The sequence below is a fragment of the Streptomyces mirabilis genome (assembly GCF_039503195.1).
Taxonomy (GTDB): Bacteria; Actinomycetota; Actinomycetes; order Streptomycetales; family Streptomycetaceae; genus Streptomyces; species Streptomyces mirabilis_D.
Window position 1 is genome coordinate 9,768,441 of record NZ_JBCJKP010000001.1, and the last position, 21,518, is coordinate 9,789,958.

The window sequence follows — 21,518 nt, forward strand, 5'->3', positions numbered from 1 at the left end:
AGTGTCAGTTCTTGCCGAGGAGCTTGTTCATCTCGGTGATCTCGGCGGTCTGCGCGGTGCTGATGCCGTCGGACATGGACGTGGCGGGTCCGTATTCGCCCTTGTCCTTCTCGGTGGTGGCCATCTCTATGGCGCCCTTGTGGTGTTCGATCATCATGGTCAGGAACATGGTGTCGAAGTCCGCGCCGGACGCCTTCTCCAGCTTGGCCATGTCCTTGCTGTCCATCATTCCGGGCATGTCGGAGTGCGCTGAGTGGTCCATGCCGGGCATCGACTCCATCGAGCTGTCGGACGCCGTTACGTCCTTGCCCCAGGACTTGAGCCAGCCGCTCATGGTCTGGATCTCCGGGTCCTGGGCCTTCTCGATGCGCGCGGCGAGGTCCTTCACCTCGGCGGAGGAGGCTCGGTCGGCGGCGAGCTTCGCCATTTCCAGGGCCTGCTGGTGGTGCGGGATCATGCCCTGCGCGAAGGAGACGTCCTGGGCGTTGTGCGCTGCGGTGGTGGTGCCGGCGCTCGCGGAGGAGGACGCGGAGCTGTGGCCCTCGTGCCCGCTGCTCGCGCTGTCGCTGTCGTTGCCGCAGGCGGCGAGGACGAGAGTGGCGGTGACAGCCGTAGCCGCGAGAGTGGCGCGGCGGGTGAGGGTACGGATGTTGCGCATGTGGGAACTCCTGCTGTGGGAAAGGGATCTGGATGTGCCGAGGCGCACCGCGTCGCTGAGCAGTGGGCGCGGTGGCGCGCGATGTCTAGATCCGCAGGAGTTGGAGTTCCGCCAGGGACGGTGGGGCGCGGGCGCCGTCCGGGCCGGAGCCGCGTACGAGCACACGGTGTCGGCACGTACCGGTACGGCTACCGGGTCGGGAACGAGGGCAGACAATGCCGGCCCGTCGGTCACTGCACCTGACAGGCAGGTCGAGTCGGCGTGCTGGAGGTGGCCTCCGCCGCAGTGGCCGTCTCCGGAGCAGTCATGAGGGGCGCTGACCGCCGCCGCCAGGTGCTGTCGCTCGGCGCGTTCGTGTTCGTGGAGGCCACCGCCGGGAGCCAGGGCGTGCATGCCGAGCAGCCCTGCCAACAGTCCGAGCACGAGCAGCGCCCGCCACCGCCCGACAGGCGGTCGCGGAGGGTGCTGCTGCGGGCTCGTCATCGGGCTCATCCCAGATAGGCGTGAGAGGTCGGTTCAGTGATGGTGTCCGTTGTACATACGGTCGCCGCCGTGCTCGTGTTCAGCGTGATCGGGTGAGCCGTCCATCATCTGCACCATCGCTGGGCCGCCGGTGCGCCAGAACCGTACGAGCAGACCCGCGGCCAGCAGTGGGAACGCGATGGTGAGCCAAGTCGTGTAGTTCCAGGTGATCCCTATGTTGGTGGAGGCGATCTCGAAGGCCATGGCCGCGGTGAAGTCGGCGCCCTTGCGGAAGAGGGAACGCGCGAGGGGCACGGACGAAGGACTCGCCCGATCCTGTAGAAGAACGTGGGGAAGGGGGAGCGGTTGGGTTGCTCGGCCAGGTCAGGTGTCGGCTCCGGCGTGCGCGTGGCGGCCTCCGGAATGGGGGCCGCGCCAGTCCAGGCACAGGACGGTGGCGTCGTCTCTCACGTGGCCGTTGCAGGCGTCGCTGACCGCGGCGACCAGCGTGCGTACGACCTCGCGCGGGTGCTCGCCGGCCGTAGCACGGATGAGGCCGGGCAGGTCGACCGTTTCCGCGTGGCGTTCTTGCATGCCGTCGGTGTAGAGCACGAGGCGGTCACCGGGGCGCAGGTCGAAGTCCTGCACCTGGTACGCGTCATGCGCGGCGACGCCGAAGGGCAGGTCCACGGCCAGGTGCACTTCCTCGACCGTGCCGTCGCGTAGCCGTAGCGGCCAGGGGTGGCCCGCGTTGACGAGCTGGGCGCTGGCCCCGTCCAGGGCGATGCGCAGCAGCTGGCCGGTGGCGAAGCTTCGTCGGCCGTGGTCGAGGAGGGCCTGGTGGATCTGTTGGGCCTGTTCGGCAAGGTCCGTCCCGGAGCGGCGGGCACCGCGGGAGGCGTTGACCAGGAGGGTGGCGACGAGCGAGGCGTGCACGTCGTGGCCCATGGCGTCGGTGATGGACAGGTGCAGGGTGTCCTGGTCGAGGCTGTAGTCGTAGGTGTCACCGGCGATGTCGGAGGCCGGGACCAGGGCACCGGCGAGGGCGAACTCGGCGGCTTCGCAGGAAGGGGCCGCGGGCAGGAGCTGGCGCTGGATTTCCGCGGCCAGGCTGACCGAGGTGGTGCGGTTGCCCCAGTGGTAGAGGTCGGTGAACCGGCGGTCGGTGACGATGATGTACGCCAGCGCGTGCGCAGTCTCTTCGACCTGCTCCAGAACGTCTTGTGTGACCCGGGTAAGGAACAGCTCCAGGACACCGATGGTGTCACCGCGGTTGGTGACAGGGGCGAACACCCGCTGGCCCTGCTCGCCCTCCGGGGCCTGCACCAGTTTCTGGGTGCGCAGGACCTCGTCGTAGACGCTGCTGCCGACGAGGGGGACCTGTTCGGCGCAGCCCTGCTGTTGCGCCGACGTCTTCTCGCTGACCCGCAGCATGCGCCGGCCGACGACGTCGAGGAAAAGGAACGACACGTATTGCGCGCCGAACCGGTCGCGCAGATTGCGCGCCACGATCTCGAGGGAGTCCACCGGCGCGCCGTCCTCCGCCGCTGCGAGCACCTCGGCCAGTCCCATCCGATCCCGCACCACCATCAGCCTCCCTGGTTACCGATTCTCCTTCCCCGACACGACAGGCATCACGGCTGCTCCACGAGCGCGGTGCGCGCTCATGTACTGGCCGCGCTGGGCGTGCTGAAGCTCGCGACCGCCGATCAGATGCACCGGCTGATGGCGCCGGGCCGCAAGGACAACAAGGGCGTTCCGGAACGCGGCCCTGGATCTGGCCCGGCACGGTCTCGCCGTCTCCGAGGGCAGCACCCGGGACGGCAACGAGCTCTGGAACTTGACGCCGCTCGGACTGGACGCCCCCGCCGAAGTCCTGGACCGGCCGCCCGGGGAGAGGGGCGGGACCGCGCGTGGCGCGGCCCGCTCGGGTGCCCCGCACGCGGTCGCGGTCAACGAGACGGTCATCGCCATCACCCGCACGCCCGCCACGGCGACCCGGCCCGTGCCGCGCCGGCAGCCCGCCCCGATGGCGCGCCCGCCGCGGAGCAGGCGCCGGCTCCGGGGCTCGTGCTGGAGCCGCACGGGATGGGCTGGGTCGGTTCCTGGCCGACGGAGATCGCGCTCACTCTCCCCACCAGTAGGGGCAACCGGGCCGGGGTCCGCGCGGACGCGGTGCTCCAGGCGCCGGAGGCCGGGTTGCCGGTGTTGTTCGTGGAGGTCGACAACTGCGCCGAGTCCGCCGTCACCCAGGCGGCCAAGTTCGAGAAGTACCTGCGCCACTCCCGGCTGAAGTCCAAGAACCCGCTCGGCAGCGAGAGGCCGGTGTGGCGCACCCAGTACCCGTCGACCGGGCGGGAGGGACCCCCGCCGGTCATGGCCGTCTTCAACCCCGGCACCCGAACCGGCCCGCAGGCCCTGAAGAACCGCATGAACACCGTCATGGAGCTCACCCGCCTCGTCTGGTCCGGCAGCTACCACCTCGCCGACGGCGGCTCCGGCTTCGAAGAACGGGACGGCTACTACGCCGACGCCACCCCCCTCCTCTTCACCACCCTCGACCGCCTCCAGACCAGCGGCCCCCGGACGTGGAGCGGCCCGGACCACAACGGGGATGGGCAGTGCCGGTCTCTGAGCCCCATAGCCTCACATGAAGGCGTCACGGCGTGACGCTTTCTGAACGCGATTGCCTCTGGCGATAGGCCTGGGTGCGGCAGTGCGGCACACCTCGTTTCTCTGTCACTGCTGCCGTGTCTCTGTGCGGACGCGTTGGCGGAGGTTGCGTCGGTTCCGGACGGCAATTTTCGGATGCGGCACGCCGCCGCTGCGTGGTGGGATGCGCCGCATGAGCGACCTATCGCTGCGCGCCCGTATCGAGCAGTACTACGCCACTGTGCCGCTGCTGTTCGCCGACGCCGAAACGTTCGGTCCATTGCGGCTGTTTGTACGAAAGGCGCCAGGAACCCCGTACTACGGCGGTCCGAGTCACGCGCAGCCCACGGCAGAGGGCTCCGCGGTCGTCACCGCCGCCGACATCGCCCGGGTGCGTGCCCGGCAGCGCGAACTCGGCGTGCCGGAAGCCTTCGAGTGGCTCGCTGAGGCGGCGCCGATGCTGCGCGCCCGTATCGAGGCCGTCGGGCTCCCGGTGGAAGAGCGCCCGCTGATGGCCCTCGACCCGCACCGCCCGGTGCTCCCGCAGCCTCTGCCGGACGGCGTCACGATCCGCGCGCTGTCGGCCGAGGACCCGGTGCTGCCCGCAGCCCTCGCCCTTCCCCGCCTGGCTTTCGCCGAGGCGGGCACTGCGGTGGGCTCGGCGGGTCGCGCGGAACTGTCGGCGGCGGCCGAGGAACTGACCGCGGACGGCACGGTCGAACGATCCGCCCCGCCATCCGCGCCGGGCACAAGACACTCGTCGCTGCCCTCGCCCCGGACGGCACCCCGCTCGCCGCCGGCCACTACCACCCGGCGAACGGCACGACCGAGATCGGCGGTGTCGGCACCCTGCCCACCGCTCGCCGCCAGGGTCTTGCCGCCGCCGTCACGGCGGCCCTGGCCACCCACGCCCGCGACCACGGGATGCACACCGTCTTCCTCGCCTACGCGGAGGACGCCATCGCCCGTATCTACGCCCGCCTGGGCTTCCGCACTGCCGATATCACCCTTCTGATCGCCAACCAACCCGCACGGTCGTAGGCTCGGGACAGTCTCCGCTTCAGGCACAGGCACGTTGGCTGCCGGGGCAGCGGGCTGCCGCACCGGCTGCAACTCTGGACGCTCTTCCTTCGCAGGTCAGGGCACCGCTCGGCGGCAAGATCGGATGAGACGGGACAATCCGCATGAACGGTGGATTCGAGGTTCAGGAACCCGGGAGCGTTGACCGCTAGTAGCTGTCGTAGCTGGGCTTACCGTTCGGCCGGTAGACGCCGACGATGGTGCCGCCCTTCGTCGTCGAGACGCTGACGGGCTCCAGCGCAGTGGGGATCGCTCCGTCGGCGAACAGCCGCTTGCCGGTGCCGATGATCACGGGATGGATGGTCAGCCGGTACTCGTCGACGAGGCCGTGCTGCATGAGGGTCTGGGCGAGGTCGCCGCTGCCGACGACGTTGATGTCGCCGCCGTCGGAGGCCTTCAGCTTGCGTACGGCATCGACGGTGCCACCCTCCAACAGCGTGGAGTTCTGCCACGCGACGGACGTCAGGGTCCGAGACGCCACGTACTTGTGCATGCTGTTCATCCGATGGGTGAACGGGTTGTCGGGATCGGCGGTCGGCCAGTACGACGCGAAGATCTCGTACGTCTTGCGGCCGAGCAGCATCGCGTCGGAGTGCTCGTACCAGCCGGCGATGGCCGTGCCGACCTCGTCGTCGGCCACCGGTTTCTGCCAGCCGCCGTGCTCGAAGCCGCTCTCAGCGTCCTCGTCCGAACCGCCCGGCGCCTGCATGACGCCGTCCAGCGTGAGGAACGTGCAAACGATGATCTTGCGCATGGTGCGCTCCCTTCGTCGACGGGTAGACGGCACAACCGCCGGAAACTCATCGGCGGAAATTCCGCGGAGGCGAGGGCGTGCAAGCCGTACGGGTGACATTGGCCCGGCGTTGGCCTGCTCGCGCAGGTGTCGGCGCAGCACGCCCTGAGGGCGTAAGGGCACCACAAGACGCAGCAGGCCCCGGACGGGTGGCCGTCCGGGGCCCTGAGGCACCGCTGGGGCTGTTAGTAGTTCATGAGAGGGCACAAGCTAGCGCGAACACGGCGGGGAGAGGCGGTCTGCCGTCGTCTACCTCGCGCGGAGCGGGTCGGGAGGTTCCGGCATGGCGTCGTTTGTGCGGCCTGCGCTGAGGGCTCGGCGCGGGCTCGGTGGCGCTGCGGGGTGGGGGCCGAGGACTCCTCGGGCTCGCAACTCGCCGAGGTCTGGCAGACGGACGCCGGGCAGTGCGTCGAGAAGGTCGGCCTGGGCGGCGCGGATGTTCTGCGCGGGAGCCTCGGGGCCGGCGCCAAGAGTGCGGCGGGTGGTCACGGTGATCATCGTAGGGGCGGCCCTTGGCCGGAGGACAGTGGGGAGCCTGGCGCCGTACGGTGGGCACGTCGCCAGGCTCACTCGGGCAACGCGCCGTCCGGCAGGTGGTTACGGCCCCTTCCACTGCGCTGCGGATCGGCAAGGCCGGGGCCGGCCGGGGTGATTGGCGCTCCTGGTTCCTTCCCCGTACGCGGCGCTCCGCCCGTGGTGGGCGCGCACGGCAGGCTGTCAGCCGGTGCCGCGCGTCACGACTGCGCCTTCGTCCGGGCGAGCTCCTTCAGTGCCACCCGGGCCGCCGAACCACTGGCGGAGTTGTCCCCAGCGGTCCAGTCGCGCCGCGTTCGATACGCGGTCTGGGACAACGGCATCAGGCGGTGCATTCTGGGCTTACCGGTCTTTCCGGCTCGCACCGTCGGACCGGCCGGGGAGGGGGAACCGTGGACGCCGACGACCGTACGGGACCGCGTGAGTGGTCCACCACGTCGCCTGAGCATGTCGACCAGCTGGCTCGCGGGGTGCTGGGGGCCGCCCGTGACGCGGCCCGGGAGCTGCGGCGGGATCCTCCGGACCCGACTCGGCGAACGTGGACCCTCGGCGTGCTGGCGGGCAGACGCAGGCAATGCTGGGCCCCGACCTGCCGGACGGCCCGCCGGTTTGGGGTGGCAGCGCAGGAGGAATTCGTACGTACCTCTCTCGCTCTCGCCGTGCACGTGCGGGCGCACCGCTGGGCGGAGGTTGATCTCGGCGCGGCGGGTGTGCTGGGCAAGGACGATGTACCGCACCTCGGGGAGCGCGGGACGGCCGACGCCTTCGACGTCCTTGGGCGGCTGATGCTTCCGCACTCCTCGCCCGAGGGCTGGACCGCCACCCTCGTTACCGACCTGGCCCGCGGCGACACGACGCTGGAGGCGGCGGTCAAGCTGGGCATCCTGCACCCCACCCTCCTGGCCCTCGCCGATGACGCGACTCGCGTCATCGGCGAGGGCCGGCACGGGCTCAATGTGCGCCGTCTGAAGGAGCTGACCCAGGCGCTGCGGGACTGCGCGGGCGCCGGTCAAGGGTGCCCGGTCGTGGACGGGGGTCTCACGGGAGGCGACTTCGGGGACTGTGACCTGGATCCCGGGACCGTGCTCGACCCCGCTCAGTTGGAGGTGTTGGAGGTGTTGAAGGGGCTGTCGGAACGGCAGGAAACGGTGCACCACGAGCAAGTGACCTCCTCCGCCCCGGAATCGGCCGGCATCGCGGACGAGGGTGAACCCGTGGCCGAAGGCGCGCCCCTGGACGAGCTGCCTTCCATGGACGAGTACGAGCGAGGGACCGCGGCGGTCGAGCCGCGCACCGACACCTCGGGGTTCGGTGATCCTCACCTGCGCGGCCACGGTCCGTTCGGACTCTGACCGGCACCGTCGAGGGCGTACTCACGCGCCGGCCGGTCAGCCCTAAACGATCACTGGACCTTCGGTGAGAGAACCTGGCGGTTACCAGCCTTCGGGTGACACCGCTGTGTGCTTGTGGGGGAGTGGGGCAGGCGCTTTTCAATGCGACTTCCCCAGCGTCGTACCTCCTGGCGTCCGTATGGCGTGCCGACGACCGTCTGGCCGGCCTGCGACGAACCGGTGGGCTCCCGTACGGTCCCTGACATGTCTGAGCGGATAGAGCGGCTTGAGCACGAGAACGAGCAGCTCAGGCATGCGATCGAGAGCGCCCGGTGATCGATTTGGCCCGAGGGGCGCTGATGGCCACCTTCGGCTGTCCGGCCGAGGACGCGTGGGAGCTTTGGATTCCCTGCCGCCGCGGTCACCAGGCCTGCGCGTATCCCCGCCGACTGACCGTGTTCGTGGTGGGTACCCGGGGCGGTGCAGTCAGCCGGGAAGGACGTGTGTCGTGATCGTCGTTGCTTTTTTGCTGCTGCCCCTGCTGGGGCTTTTGCTGTACGGCATGGACCGCGTCGAGGACCGTCTCACCGCCAGGCCCTCAGAGCCGCGTCATGCCGGCGGCCGCCGTCTGCGGTTGATTCCCGGCGGCCACCAGCACACCGCTCACCATGCGGCACGCCGACAGCACGAACAGCAGTCCCGGGCGGCTTGACCCTGACCGCATCCGCCGCTCAGCGCATCCCGCAGGTGTGCGAAAGTGTTTACCACCCGCACCGTGATCTGCGGATTCGAGGTTCAGAAACCCGGGAGCGTTGACCGCTAGGGGTCTCGCTGTCCGTGATCGTGGCTGTCGACGTGCTTCGTGGGCTTGTCCTCTGGAGGGGGCGGTGGCGGTGAGGGGAACAGGAGGTCTTCGAAGAGGTCCAGCGCCAGCATCAGGAGCAGGAGCATTACCGGCACGAGCAGAGCCAGTACGACCACGATGCCTCCCGACGAAGCGGTGATCACGGGAACGGCGCGACGGCAGAAAGTCCAGTGTCAGTGTGCGCTGAATGGGTGAGGGCCGCATGCGCGAGGCGAGGGCGTGTAAGCCGTTCGGGTGACCTCTGTCCGGCGTCGGTCTGCTCGCGCAGGTACTGCCACAACGTCGCCCGCAGCACCGCGGTCTCACCGACCACGTTGACCGGGTTATCCGCCTTCCCCTCCCTGACAGTCGCTGTGCCGCCATGTCACGCGACCGTTCGCAGGGCGTTGCCGACGACCTTCGCCAACTCGTCGGCGGACTCGGGGGTCAGACGGTAGAACCCCTGGAGACTGACCGAGCGTTCGAGACGGCCGTCCACCACGTATTTCGGACCGCGGGTCTGGCCTCGGCGGTTACGCCAGGTAAGCCCCGCCAGAAGATTGCCGGGGATCGTGGTCTCGAAGCTTACGGGCGTCGCGTCCACGTGCACTGCCAGTATTCAGCCTTGCGCTCGTAACGGCGGTGGAGCCGACGGCAGCCGGCGAGCCAGGCCATGGTGCGCTGGATCGTCCAGCGGTGGCGGCCCATTCGGGTGGAAGATTCGATGCCCTTGCGTGCGATGCGGTGGGTGACGCCGCGCTTGCGCGCAGCGATCGACGTCGTAATCCTCCTCGGCGTGCAGCTTGGCAGGCTTGCGTCGGCGTGGGCCGAGGCGGGCGCGGATCGGTGGGATCCCGCGGACCAGGGGTCAGGGTCTGGGTAGCCGGGCCCGCTGCAGGCGTTCCTCACACGCGGATGGTGATCTTGCCGCGGGCTTGACCGTCCTTCAGATACCGGATGGCCTCGGGGACGTCGGCCAGCGGATACGTCCGGTGGACGACGGGTTTCACGGAGCCGGCCTCGACCAGGTCCGCGAGGAGCCGAAGATCGTCGTGCTTCTGTGTGGAGACGAGCCCCAGCAGCCGTTGGCCTACGAACGGCGACAGCATCAGCGCCCGCGGTATGCGCCCGATGCCGCCAGTCCACTTGCCTCCGCCTTCGCCGCCGACGATGACGAGGGTTCCGCGCGGGGTGAGGGCGCGGCGGAGCCGGTGCAGCGGCCGGTTTCCGGCGATATCGAGGACGAGGTCGTAGCGGCGGGTGCCGTCCGTCGGGTCCTCGCGGGTGTAGTCGATGACCTCGTCCGCGCCGAGGGAGCGGACCATGTCCGTACCGGCCGTGCTGCAGACGCCGGTGACGTGCGTGCCGAAGGCCTTGGCGAGCTGGACGGCGAAGCTGCCCACCCCGCCGGACGCGCCGATGACCAGGACGCGCTGCTCGGCCCGCACGCGTCCGGCGTCCCGCAGGGCCTGCAGGGCGGCACACCCGGACACGGGTATCGCAGCCACCGCCGCGAAGTCCAGGCCGGACGGCTTCGGCGCGAGCCGGTCCTGCTTGGCGCACGCATACTCGGCGAAGGCTCCGTCGCAGGTGCCGTACACCTCGTCGCCGGGCCGAAAGCGGCTCACCTCCGGGCCGACGGCCTCGACGACACCCGCCGCGTCCATGCCCCGCACGCGGGGCTTCGACCCGCGCAGGCCGTAGGGCGTGGCGCGGATCAGGTACGGCAGCCCGGCTGTGACGTGCCACACGCCCGGATCGACTGAGGACGCGTGGACGCGCAGCAGCACCTCGCCGCTGCCGGGCGTCGCCGGCTTGGCGACCTCCTCGAGGCGAAGGACGTCGGGCGGTCCGTAGTTGTTGTGGACGATGGCCTTCATGGAGCCTCTCCCTCGGATTTGGGGTACTGGAAGACGTTTTCGAGAGGAACGGCGAACACCCGGGCGATCTGGAAGGCCATCTCCAGCGAGGGCGAGTAGCGGCCCTGCTCGATGGCGATGACGGTCTGGCGGGTCACGCCGATGCGACGGCCGAGTTCGGCCTGGGTCATCTCGCCGTGGGCGAACCGCAAGGCCCGGATTGTGTTGGTGACCCTGGTCGGCCTCACCACGGGTGGAGGCCGAACCGGTAGGCGACGATCTTCGCCCCGGATGCGAGCAGCGCGGACAGGACGAACGCCAGGTAGATCGCGTTGGCGATCCAGAACTGGTCGACGCGGGCCATCGCCAGGACGAGCCCGGCCACGCCGCCGATGACCAGGAACGACTGGCCTATGTACGAGCCGAAGCGGTGGATCTCCCCGTCGCGCTGGTCCTTGAGGTTCGCACCCTCGGGCGACACGGTCGACACGATGACGTGCAGCGCGATGGACGCGGCGATTGCGGCGCCGACCGACCACAACAGCGCTGCTGCATAAGGCGCGTGCGCGAGGGGCGCATGTCCGCCCCGCCCGAGGACGACCGCCAGGTACGCCGCGTACGACGTGATCGTGACCAGGGCCAGGATCCAGGCCCGTTTCTCTTCGAATGCCACTACCGGCTCCCCATGTGAATAGAACCTGACACCAGGGAGTGTCAAGCAGTCGCGACATGATGTCAAGAATTCTGTACATCGATGGTGTGGCTACCGAGCGCCTCCGGTGGATCGCCTGCGTGACGCGAGTGCAACTGACGGATGACCGCTTCCGGCAGTGGCGTGACGTGGGCGTCTTCGAGGCCCTGCTGGAGGGCCTGATCGCGGAAGCCGCGAGTGATCGGGTCAGGTGATCTGTTCCCTAGATGCACCCGCGCGGCGCCTTTGGGCCCGCTGTTCTCCTGCCAGTACGTGACCCGCGCGGCCTGACTACGGACAAGGGGCGTGACGCACCGGTGAGGGCGAAAGCGTTTCGGACCGGCCTCGAGTCGGGACGGCAAGTTATCGTTCACATGTTCGATTCTGGGAGCATCCATCGACCAGGATCGTTGTCGCCAAAGCCCTGCCAGATGGTCAGACGGATGTACGCGGATCGAGCCGTTGCTGCCGGTGGTGCCGCGCCGCACCGATCACCCGGGGCGCAAGCGTCTGGACGACCGCGAGGTGCTGTCGGGCATCCTGTTCGTGCTGTACACCGGCATAAGGAAGGCGTCGTGGAGTTCGATACGTCGTTCCATGCGGACCGCTGCGTTTGAGCTGGTGGAGCAGGCGGCGAAGGTCTGCTCGACGACGTAGCGGAGCTTGCCCAGGCCCTTGATGGTCGGGGAGCCCTTGCGCGAGATCACCGCCTGGATGCAGCGGCGTCGCAGCTCACCGCGCACAGCCTTCGAGTCGTACGCCTTGTCGCCCAGGAGGCACTCCGGCTGCCGCCAAGGCCGGCCGGGTCGTCCGGCGGCGGGCGGGATGTCGTCGACGAGGTCGAGGGATTGGGTGCTCGGTCGTGATGACGTGCACGGTGGTGCTCTTGCCGTCGTAGATCAGCTGGTGCTTGCTGCCCGTCTTCCGCCGGTCGACCGGCGACGGACCGGTCGCGGCTCCCCCTCTTTCGCGCGCACGTGGGAGCCGTCCACGCACGCGCGGGTCGTCGGCGGTGCGCGCCCCGAAGGGGCAATGTCCTTCGGGGCGCGCGGCAGGGGTTCCGGTTCAGGCGTTGTAGCCGCCGTGGGCGTCCAGCACCGCGCCCGTGACGTACGACGCGGCGGGGCTCGCCAGGAAGGCGATCGCCGCGGCGATTTCGTCGGGGTGCCCTATGCGTTGCAGGGACAGCGAGCTGACCAGGGCCTTGACGGTCTCGGGGTCCGGCCCTTCCATGCCGCCCTCCATCAGTCCGGCCTCCACGACGTTGGCCGTGATGTTCCGGGGCCCGAGGTCGCGTGCGACGCCCATGGTGTACCTCTCGACCCCGGACTTGGTCGCCGAGTAGTCGGCAAGGCCGGGGACGCCGACCCGGGAGCCCAGTCCGGAACTCACCGTGATGACGCGGCCGCCCGTGCGCAGCACTCGGGAGGCGGCTCGGATGACGGCGATGACGCCGAGGTAGTTGGTGGCGTGCATCCGGTCCAGTGCGGCGGTGTCGGCGTCCGGGTCGTCCACCGTGCGGCCCTGCTCCACCGAGATCGCCGCGTTGTTGACGAGGATGTCCAGGCCGCCGAAGTGTGCGACCACGTCGTCGATCAGCGCCGGCGCCCGGCTCGTGTCCGCCTGGTCGGACTGGAAGGCGACGGCCTTGGCTCCCTTGCCGTGCACCTCGTCGACTACGGCCCGCGCCTGCTTCTCGGAGCTGACGTAGGTGAAGGCGACGTCGGCGCCCTGCTCGGCCAGCAGTCGCACGGTCGCGGCTCCCAGTCCGCGGGACCCCCCGGTGACCAGGGCGACCTTGCCCGTGAGTGGCTTGCTCATTCTTCTCTCCGTGTTGATTGATCCTTCCGGCAGTCGCAACACTAATTGTTACGACAGACTGTTGCAACATTTACTGTTACGACTGCGCTGTCGTAACATGAAGCGTTGCGGCCGAGAGGAGAGGTTCGTGAGTGCCAACAGCAGGCTGACCATCGCCGCCCACGCGCTGGCCTGGATCGGTCTCTATCAGCGCCAGGGCCATGAGGTCGCCACCTCCGAGCAGATCGCGACCAGCGCGAACACCAACCCCGTGGTGATCAGGCGGATGCTCGGCGAGCTGCGCAGGGCCGGGCTCGTGGAGTCCCGGCGGGGCGTGGGCGCGGGCTGGTCGCTGGCACGCGAGCTGGAGTCGATGACCCTGCTCGACGTGTACGAGGCAGTGGAACCCGGCCCGCTGTTCGCAATGCACCGCACCACCCCGGACCAGGGATGCGTGGTGGGTCACGGCATCCAGCCGGCGATGCAGGGCATCTACGAGGGCATCGAGGAGACCCTGAGACACGAGCTGGCTCGCGTCACGCTCGAGAACGTACTCCGGGACGTACTCGCGGCACCTCGCTAGCCTCCCCGTTGCGCCCGGACATCACCAAGATCCCCATCGATGCCCAAGCCAGTGAATAGCCTGGCAACCACTCATGCCAAAGACGGTTGCGCCCTCTCTCGCCCCAGGGCCAGGTTGTCGGTTCGCACTCACCCGTGACCAGGCACCCTTCTACGATCCGGTGCATGCTGGACCCCGAGCTGCTGGAACGGATCACCGCGGGGCGCGCGGAGCTGGACGAACGAAGAACAGCCGGCCAAGCATCTGGCGGAGGTGCGGGCCGGGCGGGACGAGCTCACCGTCGCGGAGCGGGTCCTTGAGCGGATGAGTGAACGGCTCGCCGACGAGCGCGCCTCTGTCGCGCCGGCGCCCGGGCAGGTGGGCGCACGCGCGGTGATGCTGATCCCGCATCGCACCTCCGGCGTGGAGGAGACCACCCTTCCGCCGGACTACCAGCGCATCCTCGCCGCCGTGCGGCAGGCCGCCGGTCCGGTCAAGGCCCCGGCAGGTCGGCGACGCGCTGGGAATCGACGTCAGCGTGCGGGCCAAGCTGGAGCCGCTGCGGGGGAAGCTGGTCAGACTCGTCGATCGCGGCTGGCTGCGCAAGCTGCCCGACGGCCGGTTCACCACCCGTCTGTGACCTGAGCCTGCCGCAGCGCGGCGTGGGCGTAACCGGGGTGCCCCCGGGGGCCGTTGGAATGGTGTGACGAAAACCAAAAAGCACGCCGAGGACACCTGCCCGCTTGTCTACCAGTGCCGTCTGCCGCTGCCCTCGCGCACCGTCAACCACCTCGCCGATCTGCCGCGACGTCACCTGAAAGTGATCCGGTCCAGGTGGCGGATCCTGCCGACCGGGAAGATCGCGGTGATCGTCCTGGCCGTGCTGCGCCACGATCAACGCCTGGCCGACATGGCCGACGGAAACAACGTGTCCGAGTCCACCGTCCGCCGCTGGCGCGACGAGCTGATCACCCTGCTCGCAGCCCAGGCGCCGCGCCTGGACCGCGCCCTGAAGAAGGTCGCCAGGCAGGGCGGGGAGGTGGTCTTGATCGACGGCACCCTCGTCCCCACCCAGCGCCGCACCGGAAAGGCCGACCGGCGAAACTAGTCCGGCAAATACCACCGTCACGGCCTGCACTTTCTCGCTCTGATCGACGAGAGAGGTCGGTTGATCTGGATATCCGCCGCCCGGTCCGGCGCCCGACCACGGCAGGTCAGCGTCCGGCTGGCCTGCCGACCACGACCGGCTTGCTACGGCCTGCCCTCGGTCAGCTGGCTGGCGCTGTTCTCGATCCACAGCAGAGTCCACTCGACTCCGGCCTGCCATCCGGGCTCCGCGCCGCTGTACCGGCCTTCGGCGTCGGCACGGATGTTGGCTGCGAGGGTGCGCAGGTCCTTCTGCAGTCCCTGCCGCCGGGTCGTGTCCATGGCCTTGCGCATCTCGTCAGCCGCAGTCAGGCTCTCGGCGGCCGTGCGAGGGCGCGGGAGGCCGGGGTCAGTTTCCGTCGTTGTGCTGGGCGTGTTGGTAGAGCTTGGCGATGTCGTTGTCGAAGTACGCGGCGTAGGAGACGTCGTTCTCGTCGCCGCCGCCTTCATGGCCGCCCAGGACGCCGATGACGGTGCCGGTGTGGCTCTTGGGGTCGTAGTCGGCGAGCCAGGGGCTGCCGCTCGTTCCGCCCTCGAAGTCGGTGCACTGGATGCGCAGTTGGGTGTCGCTGAATTTCGTGGTGCGGTTCTGGCAGGAGATCGGGGTGTCACGGCTGGTGGGGTAGCCGGTGATCTTGACTTCGTTGTTGAAGCCGCGGTCTGTGCCGAGGCTGTTGCCGCCCAGGACGTCCTGGATGTTCTTGCCGTCCTTCGGGTCGACCGTGAGGAAGGCGACGTCGAGGTCCTCGTCCTGCGATTTGGCCCAGCGGTCGTCGACGACGACCTTGTTGACCTTCCACAGGCCGGTGGGTTCGTTGCCGTTGCGGTAGTCGGGGGCGAAGACCAGGTCGTTCACCGGCTTCCCGGCGTCGGCGTCGAAGGCGCAGTGGGCCGCGGTGATCAGCATGTTCCGGCCGGGGCTCTGCACCACGCTCGCGGTGCAGAAGTGGGCGCCGTGGTCGTCCTTCTCGAAGACCGTGCCGATCCGGGCGTTCTCATCGGTCCTGCGCGGGGTGTACGCGGTGCCGTCCTGGGCGGGGGCATTCGCCGAGGGGTCCTGGTCCTGAGCGGTCTGGCCCGGCTCGCCGGACTTGCCGTAGCTGCTGCGACCGCTGCTTCTGCTCGGATCGGTCTCCTCCGCGGCGGAACCCACCACTGTGGCTGCCCCCACGATGACCAGCGTCAGTGCTATGCCAGCCTTCATGGAGCGAAACGGTAGCCCAGTCCGGGCATGCTGGTCAGCCCGGGGTGGCAGACGGGCTGACCGGTCCCCGACCCTACGCAGGGCGGCCACCGAGCGGGCGCACCCGGCAGCGGTACGGATTCGACAGAGGCGCCGGCCCGTCGCCGTCGAGCGGCCATCCAGGACGTGGTTCGGCCGAACCACTTCGTAGACGTGCTGCCGCGCCTCGAACAAAAGTCCTGGAAGTGTTTCGGTCGAAACACTTCCGACGTCCTACGCGCCCAACGTGCCTGAAGCCGGAGCACCCCATCTGACCTGCAGGGAGCACCCCGAACCATAGATAGTCCTCGCGGACGGGGCATCCGGCCGATGAACTCCCCGGCCGCCACCGGGGGGCGCACAGGCCGCGGAACGAGTCCGCTGCGGCCGGTTTGGGGTGGATCGGCGCGGGGACACCGCAAGGCTCGACGGGCTCCGGAGTCACGTGAGCAGCGTAGGAGTTGGGTCGTAGGTGATCAGCGGTGGTGTGACGGCCGGCCGATGCCGGTGTTGCCCTGCGGGTGGTAGAGCTCTTGGGCGCGGGCCAGGTTGATGGGCCCGTCCTGCTGCAGGTGCAGGAAGAAGCCCAGCTGCCACGCTTGAGCACGGCCGGCCTGGCGGTTGGCAGGGCTTACCCAGGGCGGGTAGACGCGAAAGGCTCGTTTCCCCCCGGAACCGTTTGCTGATACGACGCCATGCTGGCGGAGCGCGTCCATGGGAAAGACGAACTGGCCGAAGTGGTGATCGTCGCGGGTGCTGATGACAAAGAGGTCGACGGGGTCTGTGGCATCGAAGGGCTGGATGGGCCCGGCCGGCGACCTCTTCCAGACGGTGACGAACTGGCCCGCCTTGATGGGGGTCGTCTTGGCCGCGCGAAACCGGACGGCGAGGCCGTTGAGGGTGAACTCGTGGGCGGCGTACTCGGCACTCTCGGCTTCGGGGACTGGCTGCGAGCAGGCAAACCCGCAGCGGTCGTAGACGAGCACCTTCGCCGCGATGAGATCTCCGTGGGCCGGGGAGGTGTCCAACCAGGGTTCGGGGCGGAGATCGGCTGAGTGCTCGCGGTCCGTGGTCATTTGCCCACTCTGTCACGGGCAGTTGGACGCAGCCGTCTTGACCGGGGGGTGACCGCTGTGTGGTCTGCCCCGGGAGCCGAATCTGGGTCAAGGAACGGGCAGTGGACGACACCCATCTCCTGCGCCGTCTACATGGCCGAGCCCGCTGCGAATCGGGTGCTGTGGCCGATGGCCGATGGCCGCATGCCGCTTGAGCGACAAGGGTGGGGCCATGAAGCATCCGCCGACCCCGTTGCCGCAGTCGCTGGCGCCTCTGGCACGGCGGCACATGGAACCGCGTTCGGCTGTGCAGCCATGAAGGGGCTCGGCTGTCGTGGCACACACCCTCCCGGTTTTCATGGTTACGCCACAATGTGTGGCCATGACAAGATGAACCAAGTAGGGCGTCCTCCTGCCGCAGGCCACCCCTGGTCGTGGACCACTTCCACCTGGTGCAGCCGGCGAACCAGACCCTCACCGAGGTCCGCCGCCGGGTCACCGTGACCCACCGCGGCCGCAAGGGCAGCCGCGAGTGGGAACTGCGCAACCGGCTCACCCGCTCCGCCGCCCGGATGCGCGGCGAGCACGTCGACGCTCTCCTCGACGAGCTGTCCAACCTGCCCAGGGTGATCGGCGCGCCGATCACCGTTGCGTGGAACGCCAAGGAAGACCTCCTGGACCTGCTTGCCACCGCCCGGACCCGCCCAGACCGGGAACAGGTCCGCGATCTGCTGTACCGGTTCTCCCGCCGATGCGCCGACGCCGACCTTCCCGAACTGCGGCGCCTAGCCACGACCGTCGAGACATGGTGGCCGGAGATCCTTGCGTTCCTGCACACTGGGATCACCAACGTCGGCTCCGAAGGCACCCACCGGGTCGTCAAGACCATCACCCGCCACGCCTACGGCTTCCGCACCCCCGGCAACCAGCGCTTACGCACCCGCTGCGCGAGCACCCGTCGAGTCCGTGGACACCTCGATGCCCGCTAATTTCGTTGAGCCCGCGCCCTGCCATCGTGTTGGCTAGCGGCACCGAACTGTCAGTACCGCAGGTGCCCGCTTGGCTGTAGCAGGGAGTTAAACGTGCAGGACCTTGGTGTCGACCCCGTTGCCCACAATCGGGCAGCCTGGGACAAGTATGTCCAAGAGGGCAACGAGTGGTCGAGGCCGGTGAGTACTGAGGATGTCGAGCGCGCCCGCATGGGCGACTGGTCGATTGTTCTCATCGGGCGTGAGCCAGTCAACCGTTCCTGGCTGCCGACGGACCTGACCGGCAAGGACGTGTTGTGCCTGGCCTCCGGCGGTGGCCAGCAGGGTCCGATCCTCGCCGCCGCAGGGGCGCGGGTCACCGTATTCGACAACTCACCCCGCCAGCTCGGCCAGGACCAGATGGTGGCGGCGCGCGACGGACTCGAGCTGCGCACCGTCCTAGGCGACATGCGCGACCTCAGCGCCTTCGACGACGCAACATTCGACGTCGTATTCCATCCGGTCTCCAACCTATTCGTACCAGACTTGGCACCGGTGTGGCGTGAGTGCTTCCGCGTCCTGCGACCGGGCGGCACTCTGCTCGTGGGCTTCCTCAACCCTGATGTGTACTTGTTCGACCACGAGGCGCTCGACGAGCGCGGCGAGCTGATCGTCGTGCACAAGCTGCCCTACAGCGATGTCACGCAGTACTCCGCCGAGGAACGCGCCACGAAGTTCGGCGCGGATGCCGCACTTGAATACAGTCACACCCTCACCGACCAGATCGGCGGGCAACTCGCCGCGGGGTTCGTCCTCACCGGCTTCGCGGAAGCGCCGCACCAATCCAACGCATCCGCTCAACACATGTCGCACTATTTTGCGACGCTGGCGGTCAAGCCGGGCTGACCCAGCCGTGGGGCCGGCCGAGACGACCGTGTCTCCGAATGGCCAAGTGGAGCGCTGTGCCAGCCCGACCCCCACTAACTTCGCTGAGCCCGTATACGCCGTGCTCTCCCACCCGCTGTTCCAGCGCGGCGTATTCCTCCTCTTCCTTCAGCAGCGAGGCTTCTCCGCCGGGCAAGTGGCCCTACTGCAGACATTGCTCTACCTGGTCAGCGGAGTTGCCGACGGGAGTCAGCTGACCGAATCGGCGGGCGTGCCAGCACGGCGACGCCACAGCATGGCGGGCGATGCTTCGGTCAAGCCCGTGTACGGGCCGGCCGAGTCGTCACCGTCAAGACGTCCACCTGCGCGCCGGAGATCGTGGCAACGAGGCTGCGCAAGGGCTCGGCCAACTCCGGCAGGGGCGCCGCGTCGCTGCTGCGCGAGGCCCTGGCCACGATCCGCGTGATGGGCATTACCGCCCAGATCATCGTCCGCGCCGACTCCGCGCACTTCTCCCACAAGGTCGTCGCCGCCTGCCGCGCACACGGGGCAGGGCAAGCGGTGGCCGTACGCCTGTACTGAGCGGAAGCCCCTGTCGCACGACCCGCCGTCCGGCGCGGTGCGGATGCTCCAGCATCAGCACGCCGTTTCGGTTGAAGGGCCACAGCCGCTCGGGCGGCGGCCCTTCCGGCGCAAGTCGGTGCCAGGTGCTATCCCAGGTCGAAGGTGTTGGGCAGCCCCAGCTGGTAGCGCACCTCGTCGACCCGCTTCAGGGGCTCCATCTCCGGCGGCCGGAACAACTCCCAGATGTGACACCGTTCGGCGCCCGAATTATCCGCATCCAGGAGTGCGTTGACGGCGCGGCGCGCGGACTCGTTGGCGCCCTCCATGGTCGCCAGGTCCACGTCCGTACGGACGTAGTCGCCGGGGAGGAAGAAGTTCGGCACCGCTGTCCTCGCCGACGGGCGGTGGTAGAGGGTGCCGGTGGGGTGGATGAGGAGTTGTTCGCGGTTCTGGGGATGGGGGCCGCCGAGGCCGGTCACCGCCGGGTCCATGAACCAGCCGAGCCGGTCCTCGTCCCTGAGCGTTGTCTTGCCGGAGTCGTTCAGCCCGTCCTTCAGCTGGGCCCACAGTTCGGCGACGATCTCGTCCTTGGTGCACTCACGGGCCGTCTTGCCGTACAGGATGCCGGGCTTGTCCCACTCGGAGATGATCGTGGACAGGCACTCGTGGGCCTGCCCGTCTCCGTAGTCGCGCGAAAAGTCCCGTACGTCCCAGAACTGCATCTGGCCGATTCCGGTGACCGCCCACGGTGAGTCGAGGCAGTTGATGTGGCCGTGCACGACGGGGGTGGGCGTGCGCAGGTAGAACATCACGCCGGTCATCCAGTCCGTCTTCAGCGCGTCGCACCGCCCGAGCTGCGGGTCGGCGGCGCGCAGGGCCGGGCCCCAGGTCACGCGCGCGTGCTCGACCGGGAGGGCGGAGACGTAGTGGTCGGCGGTGAGGGTGCGCTGCCGACTGCCGTCGCGCGCCGCCACCCGTACGCCGGTCACTTGGCCCCCGCCGTACACCACCTCCCGGACCTCGGTGTCGAGCACGAACTCGACGCCCAGGGAGCGCAGATGTGTCTCCCAGGGGTCGATCCAGGCCTCGCTGGTCGGGGCGTTCAGTACCCGGTCGATGTCCGCGTCGCCGTCCATGCCGCGGCCGAGCAGGCCCCACAGGATGAGGGCCTCGATGATGACGCGGCCGACGGTGCGGGTGGAGGCGATCTCGGCGCGGGTGGCGACGAGGTTGCGGGTCTGGCCAATGCCGAGGAGTACCTGGTACTCGCGGCTCATCTCGCCGGCCCGGATGAAGTCCCACCATGCGACCTTCTCCCACTGGTCCTCGCGGCGGGCGTCGCAGCTGGTGAGGTGGACCAGGAGGCGGTCGGCGAAGTAGGCGGCCTCATTGGCGGGCAGGTGAGTGGCGAGGTCCAGCACCGACAGGATCTGGTCGCGGATCCAGGACGGGGTGAGGTCGCCGGGGGCGGGCGGGGTGGTGACCCGGCGGAGTGGGAAGTGCAGGTCCGGGCGGCCGGAGCCGCGCGCGAACAAGGCCTCCGTACCGCTGCGGAGGTTGCCGTGGACACCGTTCACGTTGCCGGGGAAGGGGATGCGGCGCATGGTGTCCGGCAGATTCCGGTAGAAGCCGGGGAAGAAGCGGAAGCCGTGCTCGCCGGGAAGCGGCCTGCGGCCGCCCGTTCCGGTCCCAGGGACGTCCATTGAGCGGGCCTTGCCGCCGAGGGCGTCGTAGTACTCGTAGACCGTGACCTCGTAGCCGCGTTCGGCGAGTTCGTGGGCGGCGCTGAGGCCGGAGACTCCGCCGCCGAGGACGGCGACGCGCTTGCCGGAGGAGGCCGCGGCCGCGCTGCCGGCAGCCCCTAAGCCGCCGACCGCCCCCCGCCGACGAATCCGGCGACCGTTCCCCCGGTCGCCGTCAGGAAGCGTCTGCGGCTGTGTCCGTTGTGCCCGTGGGACTGCTGCGCGTGTTCTGCTGTCATGAACACCGGAGGGTAGGGAGGGGCTCCGAAAGCCGGAAGCCCTCTTACCTGTCACCCACAGCATCCCCACAAAGGGGTCTGCCTGCGGCACCAGCGCTGGCTACCCGGCGGCGACCAGCATCACTTGGACGTGCTCCCCGAGATACTCCACGCCGACTTGCGGCACGTCGTCTGCCGCCGCAAGGCCCCGTTCATCGCCCTGGACCACCCGTGCGCCCGCACGAAGTGATGTGGTTGTGGCACGACAGAGATCATCTGGCATTCGACGTCGGCGGTCGTGAGCCCGGATTCGTGCAATTCGTCAACCCCACCCAGCTCGCGGATGGGAGGGCCGGAACGCCAGCCGGGCCCCCAAGGCCGCAGCAGCAGACCCTGGGCGGCGGCCAGCACGGGCTGAGGGGACCCGGAGATGACACCGGAGGACATGGCGG

General features: G+C 69.1%; 22 protein-coding genes and 5 pseudogenes. 10 read left to right on the plus strand and 17 right to left on the minus strand.

From position 1 onward, the window contains the following. Window positions 1-4 precede the first annotated feature (4 nt). From AAFF41_RS44400 to AAFF41_RS44420, 5 genes and pseudogenes are all read right to left on the minus strand, one after another. Window positions 5-658, minus strand: a complete 654-nt coding sequence (locus AAFF41_RS44400) for a DUF305 domain-containing protein (RefSeq protein ID WP_319750823.1) — start codon at window positions 656-658, stop codon at window positions 5-7. Window positions 659-743: 85 nt separating this feature from the next. Next, window positions 744-821: a DUF6153 family protein gene (locus AAFF41_RS44405; protein ID WP_343326451.1), complete on the minus strand. Its 78-nt coding sequence runs from the start codon at window positions 819-821 to the stop codon at window positions 744-746. 23 nt (window positions 822-844) lie between these two features. Beyond that, a pseudogene (locus AAFF41_RS44410) lies at window positions 845-1,150 on the minus strand (DUF6153 family protein); the annotation flags it as partial. A 203-nt stretch (window positions 1,151-1,353) separates the two neighbouring features. Further along, window positions 1,354-1,447: pseudogene (locus tag AAFF41_RS51945) on the minus strand (hypothetical protein); the annotation flags it as partial. Window positions 1,448-1,504: 57 nt separating this feature from the next. After that, window positions 1,505-2,707: a PP2C family protein-serine/threonine phosphatase gene (locus AAFF41_RS44420; protein ID WP_319750907.1), complete on the minus strand. Its 1,203-nt coding sequence runs from the start codon at window positions 2,705-2,707 to the stop codon at window positions 1,505-1,507. 501 nt (window positions 2,708-3,208) lie between these two features. On the opposite strand from AAFF41_RS44420, the gene AAFF41_RS44425 reads away from it, so the two are divergent. Together AAFF41_RS44425 and AAFF41_RS44430 are read left to right on the plus strand one after the other, a co-directional pair. Further along, window positions 3,209-3,790 carry a replication-relaxation family protein gene (locus tag AAFF41_RS44425; RefSeq protein WP_343325860.1) on the plus strand — a complete coding sequence of 194 codons (582 nt, stop codon included), beginning with the start codon at window positions 3,209-3,211 and terminating at the stop codon, window positions 3,788-3,790. Window positions 3,791-3,965: 175 nt separating this feature from the next. Further along, a pseudogene (locus AAFF41_RS44430) lies at window positions 3,966-4,813 on the plus strand (GNAT family N-acetyltransferase). Window positions 4,814-5,000: 187 nt separating this feature from the next. Here AAFF41_RS44430 and AAFF41_RS44435 read toward each other — a convergent pair. Next, window positions 5,001-5,606 carry a dihydrofolate reductase family protein gene (locus AAFF41_RS44435; RefSeq protein ID WP_319750817.1) on the minus strand — a complete coding sequence of 202 codons (606 nt, stop codon included), beginning with the start codon at window positions 5,604-5,606 and terminating at the stop codon, window positions 5,001-5,003. Window positions 5,607-6,571: 965 nt separating this feature from the next. Here AAFF41_RS44435 and AAFF41_RS44440 point away from each other — a divergent pair. Next, complete coding sequence (locus AAFF41_RS44440) at window positions 6,572-7,531, plus strand: hypothetical protein (protein WP_343325861.1); 960 nt, start codon at window positions 6,572-6,574, stop codon at window positions 7,529-7,531. A gap of 487 nt (window positions 7,532-8,018) precedes the next feature. Beyond that, entirely contained in the window at window positions 8,019-8,222 is a 204-nt protein-coding gene (locus AAFF41_RS44445; RefSeq protein ID WP_319750813.1) for a hypothetical protein, read from the plus strand. Between the two features lie 107 nt (window positions 8,223-8,329). Here AAFF41_RS44445 and AAFF41_RS44450 read toward each other — a convergent pair whose 3' ends face one another. From AAFF41_RS44450 to AAFF41_RS44475, 6 genes and pseudogenes are all read right to left on the minus strand, one after another. Continuing rightward, window positions 8,330-8,491: a hypothetical protein gene (locus AAFF41_RS44450; RefSeq protein ID WP_319750812.1), complete on the minus strand. Its 162-nt coding sequence runs from the start codon at window positions 8,489-8,491 to the stop codon at window positions 8,330-8,332. 248 nt (window positions 8,492-8,739) lie between these two features. Beyond that, a complete protein-coding gene (locus AAFF41_RS44455; RefSeq protein ID WP_343326503.1) occupies window positions 8,740-8,964 on the minus strand; it encodes a hypothetical protein in 225 nt (74 codons plus the stop codon). Beyond that, window positions 8,940-9,222, minus strand: a pseudogene (locus AAFF41_RS51950) (IS5/IS1182 family transposase); the annotation flags it as partial. The gene AAFF41_RS44455 and the pseudogene AAFF41_RS51950, both read right to left, overlap by 25 nt. Before the next feature lie 37 nt (window positions 9,223-9,259). Then, complete coding sequence (locus tag AAFF41_RS44465) at window positions 9,260-10,234, minus strand: NAD(P)-dependent alcohol dehydrogenase (RefSeq protein WP_319750811.1); 975 nt, start codon at window positions 10,232-10,234, stop codon at window positions 9,260-9,262. Further along, window positions 10,231-10,425 (minus strand): helix-turn-helix transcriptional regulator, encoded by a 195-nt coding sequence (locus AAFF41_RS44470; RefSeq protein WP_319750810.1) that lies wholly within the window; start codon window positions 10,423-10,425, stop codon window positions 10,231-10,233. Before AAFF41_RS44470 ends, AAFF41_RS44465 begins: the two co-directional genes overlap by 4 nt. 32 nt (window positions 10,426-10,457) lie before the next feature. After that, window positions 10,458-10,886, minus strand: a complete 429-nt coding sequence (locus AAFF41_RS44475) for a hypothetical protein (RefSeq protein WP_319750809.1) — start codon at window positions 10,884-10,886, stop codon at window positions 10,458-10,460. Between the two features lie 471 nt (window positions 10,887-11,357). Here AAFF41_RS44475 and AAFF41_RS44480 point away from each other — a divergent pair. Then, window positions 11,358-11,471, plus strand: a pseudogene (locus AAFF41_RS44480) (transposase); the annotation flags it as partial. Between the two features lie 498 nt (window positions 11,472-11,969). On the opposite strand, the gene AAFF41_RS44490 reads toward AAFF41_RS44480, so the two are convergent. Then, a complete protein-coding gene (locus tag AAFF41_RS44490; RefSeq protein ID WP_319750808.1) occupies window positions 11,970-12,725 on the minus strand; it encodes an SDR family NAD(P)-dependent oxidoreductase in 756 nt (251 codons plus the stop codon). Between the two features lie 127 nt (window positions 12,726-12,852). Between AAFF41_RS44490 and AAFF41_RS44495 the strand changes: the two genes are divergently transcribed. Then, entirely contained in the window at window positions 12,853-13,287 is a 435-nt protein-coding gene (locus AAFF41_RS44495) for an Rrf2 family transcriptional regulator (RefSeq protein ID WP_319750807.1), read from the plus strand. Between the two features lie 682 nt (window positions 13,288-13,969). Then, window positions 13,970-14,374 (plus strand): hypothetical protein, encoded by a 405-nt coding sequence (locus AAFF41_RS44500; protein WP_319750806.1) that lies wholly within the window; start codon window positions 13,970-13,972, stop codon window positions 14,372-14,374. A 143-nt stretch (window positions 14,375-14,517) separates the two neighbouring features. Here the strand turns inward: AAFF41_RS44500 and AAFF41_RS44505 are convergent, their stop codons facing one another. The 3 genes from AAFF41_RS44505 to AAFF41_RS44515 all read right to left on the minus strand — a co-directional run bounded on the left by AAFF41_RS44505 (window position 14,518) and on the right by AAFF41_RS44515 (window position 16,710). Next, a complete protein-coding gene (locus AAFF41_RS44505; protein ID WP_319750805.1) occupies window positions 14,518-14,694 on the minus strand; it encodes a hypothetical protein in 177 nt (58 codons plus the stop codon). Window positions 14,695-14,761: 67 nt separating this feature from the next. Then, the gene (locus AAFF41_RS44510; RefSeq protein ID WP_319750804.1) at window positions 14,762-15,616 is read right to left on the minus strand and encodes a trypsin-like serine peptidase; all 855 of its coding nucleotides are present in this window, start codon (window positions 15,614-15,616) and stop codon (window positions 14,762-14,764) included. Window positions 15,617-16,110: 494 nt separating this feature from the next. Beyond that, on the minus strand, window positions 16,111-16,710 hold the full coding sequence (locus AAFF41_RS44515; RefSeq protein WP_319750802.1) for a MepB family protein: 600 nt from the start codon (window positions 16,708-16,710) through the stop codon (window positions 16,111-16,113). Window positions 16,711-17,123: 413 nt separating this feature from the next. Here AAFF41_RS44515 and AAFF41_RS44520 point away from each other — a divergent pair, with 413 nt between their 5' ends. The 3 genes from AAFF41_RS44520 (at window position 17,124) to AAFF41_RS44530 (ending at window position 19,124) form a co-directional block, all read left to right on the plus strand. Continuing rightward, window positions 17,124-17,678: a transposase gene (locus AAFF41_RS44520; RefSeq protein ID WP_319750801.1), complete on the plus strand. Its 555-nt coding sequence runs from the start codon at window positions 17,124-17,126 to the stop codon at window positions 17,676-17,678. Window positions 17,679-17,771: 93 nt separating this feature from the next. Then, window positions 17,772-18,563, plus strand: a complete 792-nt coding sequence (locus tag AAFF41_RS44525) for a class I SAM-dependent methyltransferase (protein ID WP_319750800.1) — start codon at window positions 17,772-17,774, stop codon at window positions 18,561-18,563. A 357-nt stretch (window positions 18,564-18,920) separates the two neighbouring features. After that, window positions 18,921-19,124 (plus strand): hypothetical protein, encoded by a 204-nt coding sequence (locus AAFF41_RS44530; RefSeq protein WP_319750799.1) that lies wholly within the window; start codon window positions 18,921-18,923, stop codon window positions 19,122-19,124. 128 nt (window positions 19,125-19,252) lie between these two features. Here AAFF41_RS44530 and AAFF41_RS44535 read toward each other — a convergent pair whose 3' ends face one another. Beyond that, window positions 19,253-21,142, minus strand: coding sequence for a hydroxysqualene dehydroxylase (locus AAFF41_RS44535; RefSeq protein ID WP_343325862.1), 1,890 nt, complete (start codon window positions 21,140-21,142; stop codon window positions 19,253-19,255). Window positions 21,143-21,518: the final 376 nt, after the last annotated feature.

Coding starts and splice junctions, on each gene's coding strand:
- AAFF41_RS44425 (WP_343325860.1), top strand. CDS start 3,209: ATGGGCTGGGTCGGTTCCTGGCCGACGGAGATCGCGCTCACTCTCCCC.
- AAFF41_RS44505 (WP_319750805.1), bottom strand. CDS start 14,694: ATGGACACGACCCGGCGGCAGGGACTGCAGAAGGACCTGCGCACCCTC.
- AAFF41_RS44515 (WP_319750802.1), bottom strand. CDS start 16,710: ATGACCACGGACCGCGAGCACTCAGCCGATCTCCGCCCCGAACCCTGG.
- AAFF41_RS44510 (WP_319750804.1), bottom strand. CDS start 15,616: ATGAAGGCTGGCATAGCACTGACGCTGGTCATCGTGGGGGCAGCCACA.
- AAFF41_RS44400 (WP_319750823.1), bottom strand. CDS start 658: ATGCGCAACATCCGTACCCTCACCCGCCGCGCCACTCTCGCGGCTACG.
- AAFF41_RS44435 (WP_319750817.1), bottom strand. CDS start 5,606: ATGCGCAAGATCATCGTTTGCACGTTCCTCACGCTGGACGGCGTCATG.
- AAFF41_RS44490 (WP_319750808.1), bottom strand. CDS start 12,725: ATGAGCAAGCCACTCACGGGCAAGGTCGCCCTGGTCACCGGGGGGTCC.
- AAFF41_RS44465 (WP_319750811.1), bottom strand. CDS start 10,234: ATGAAGGCCATCGTCCACAACAACTACGGACCGCCCGACGTCCTTCGC.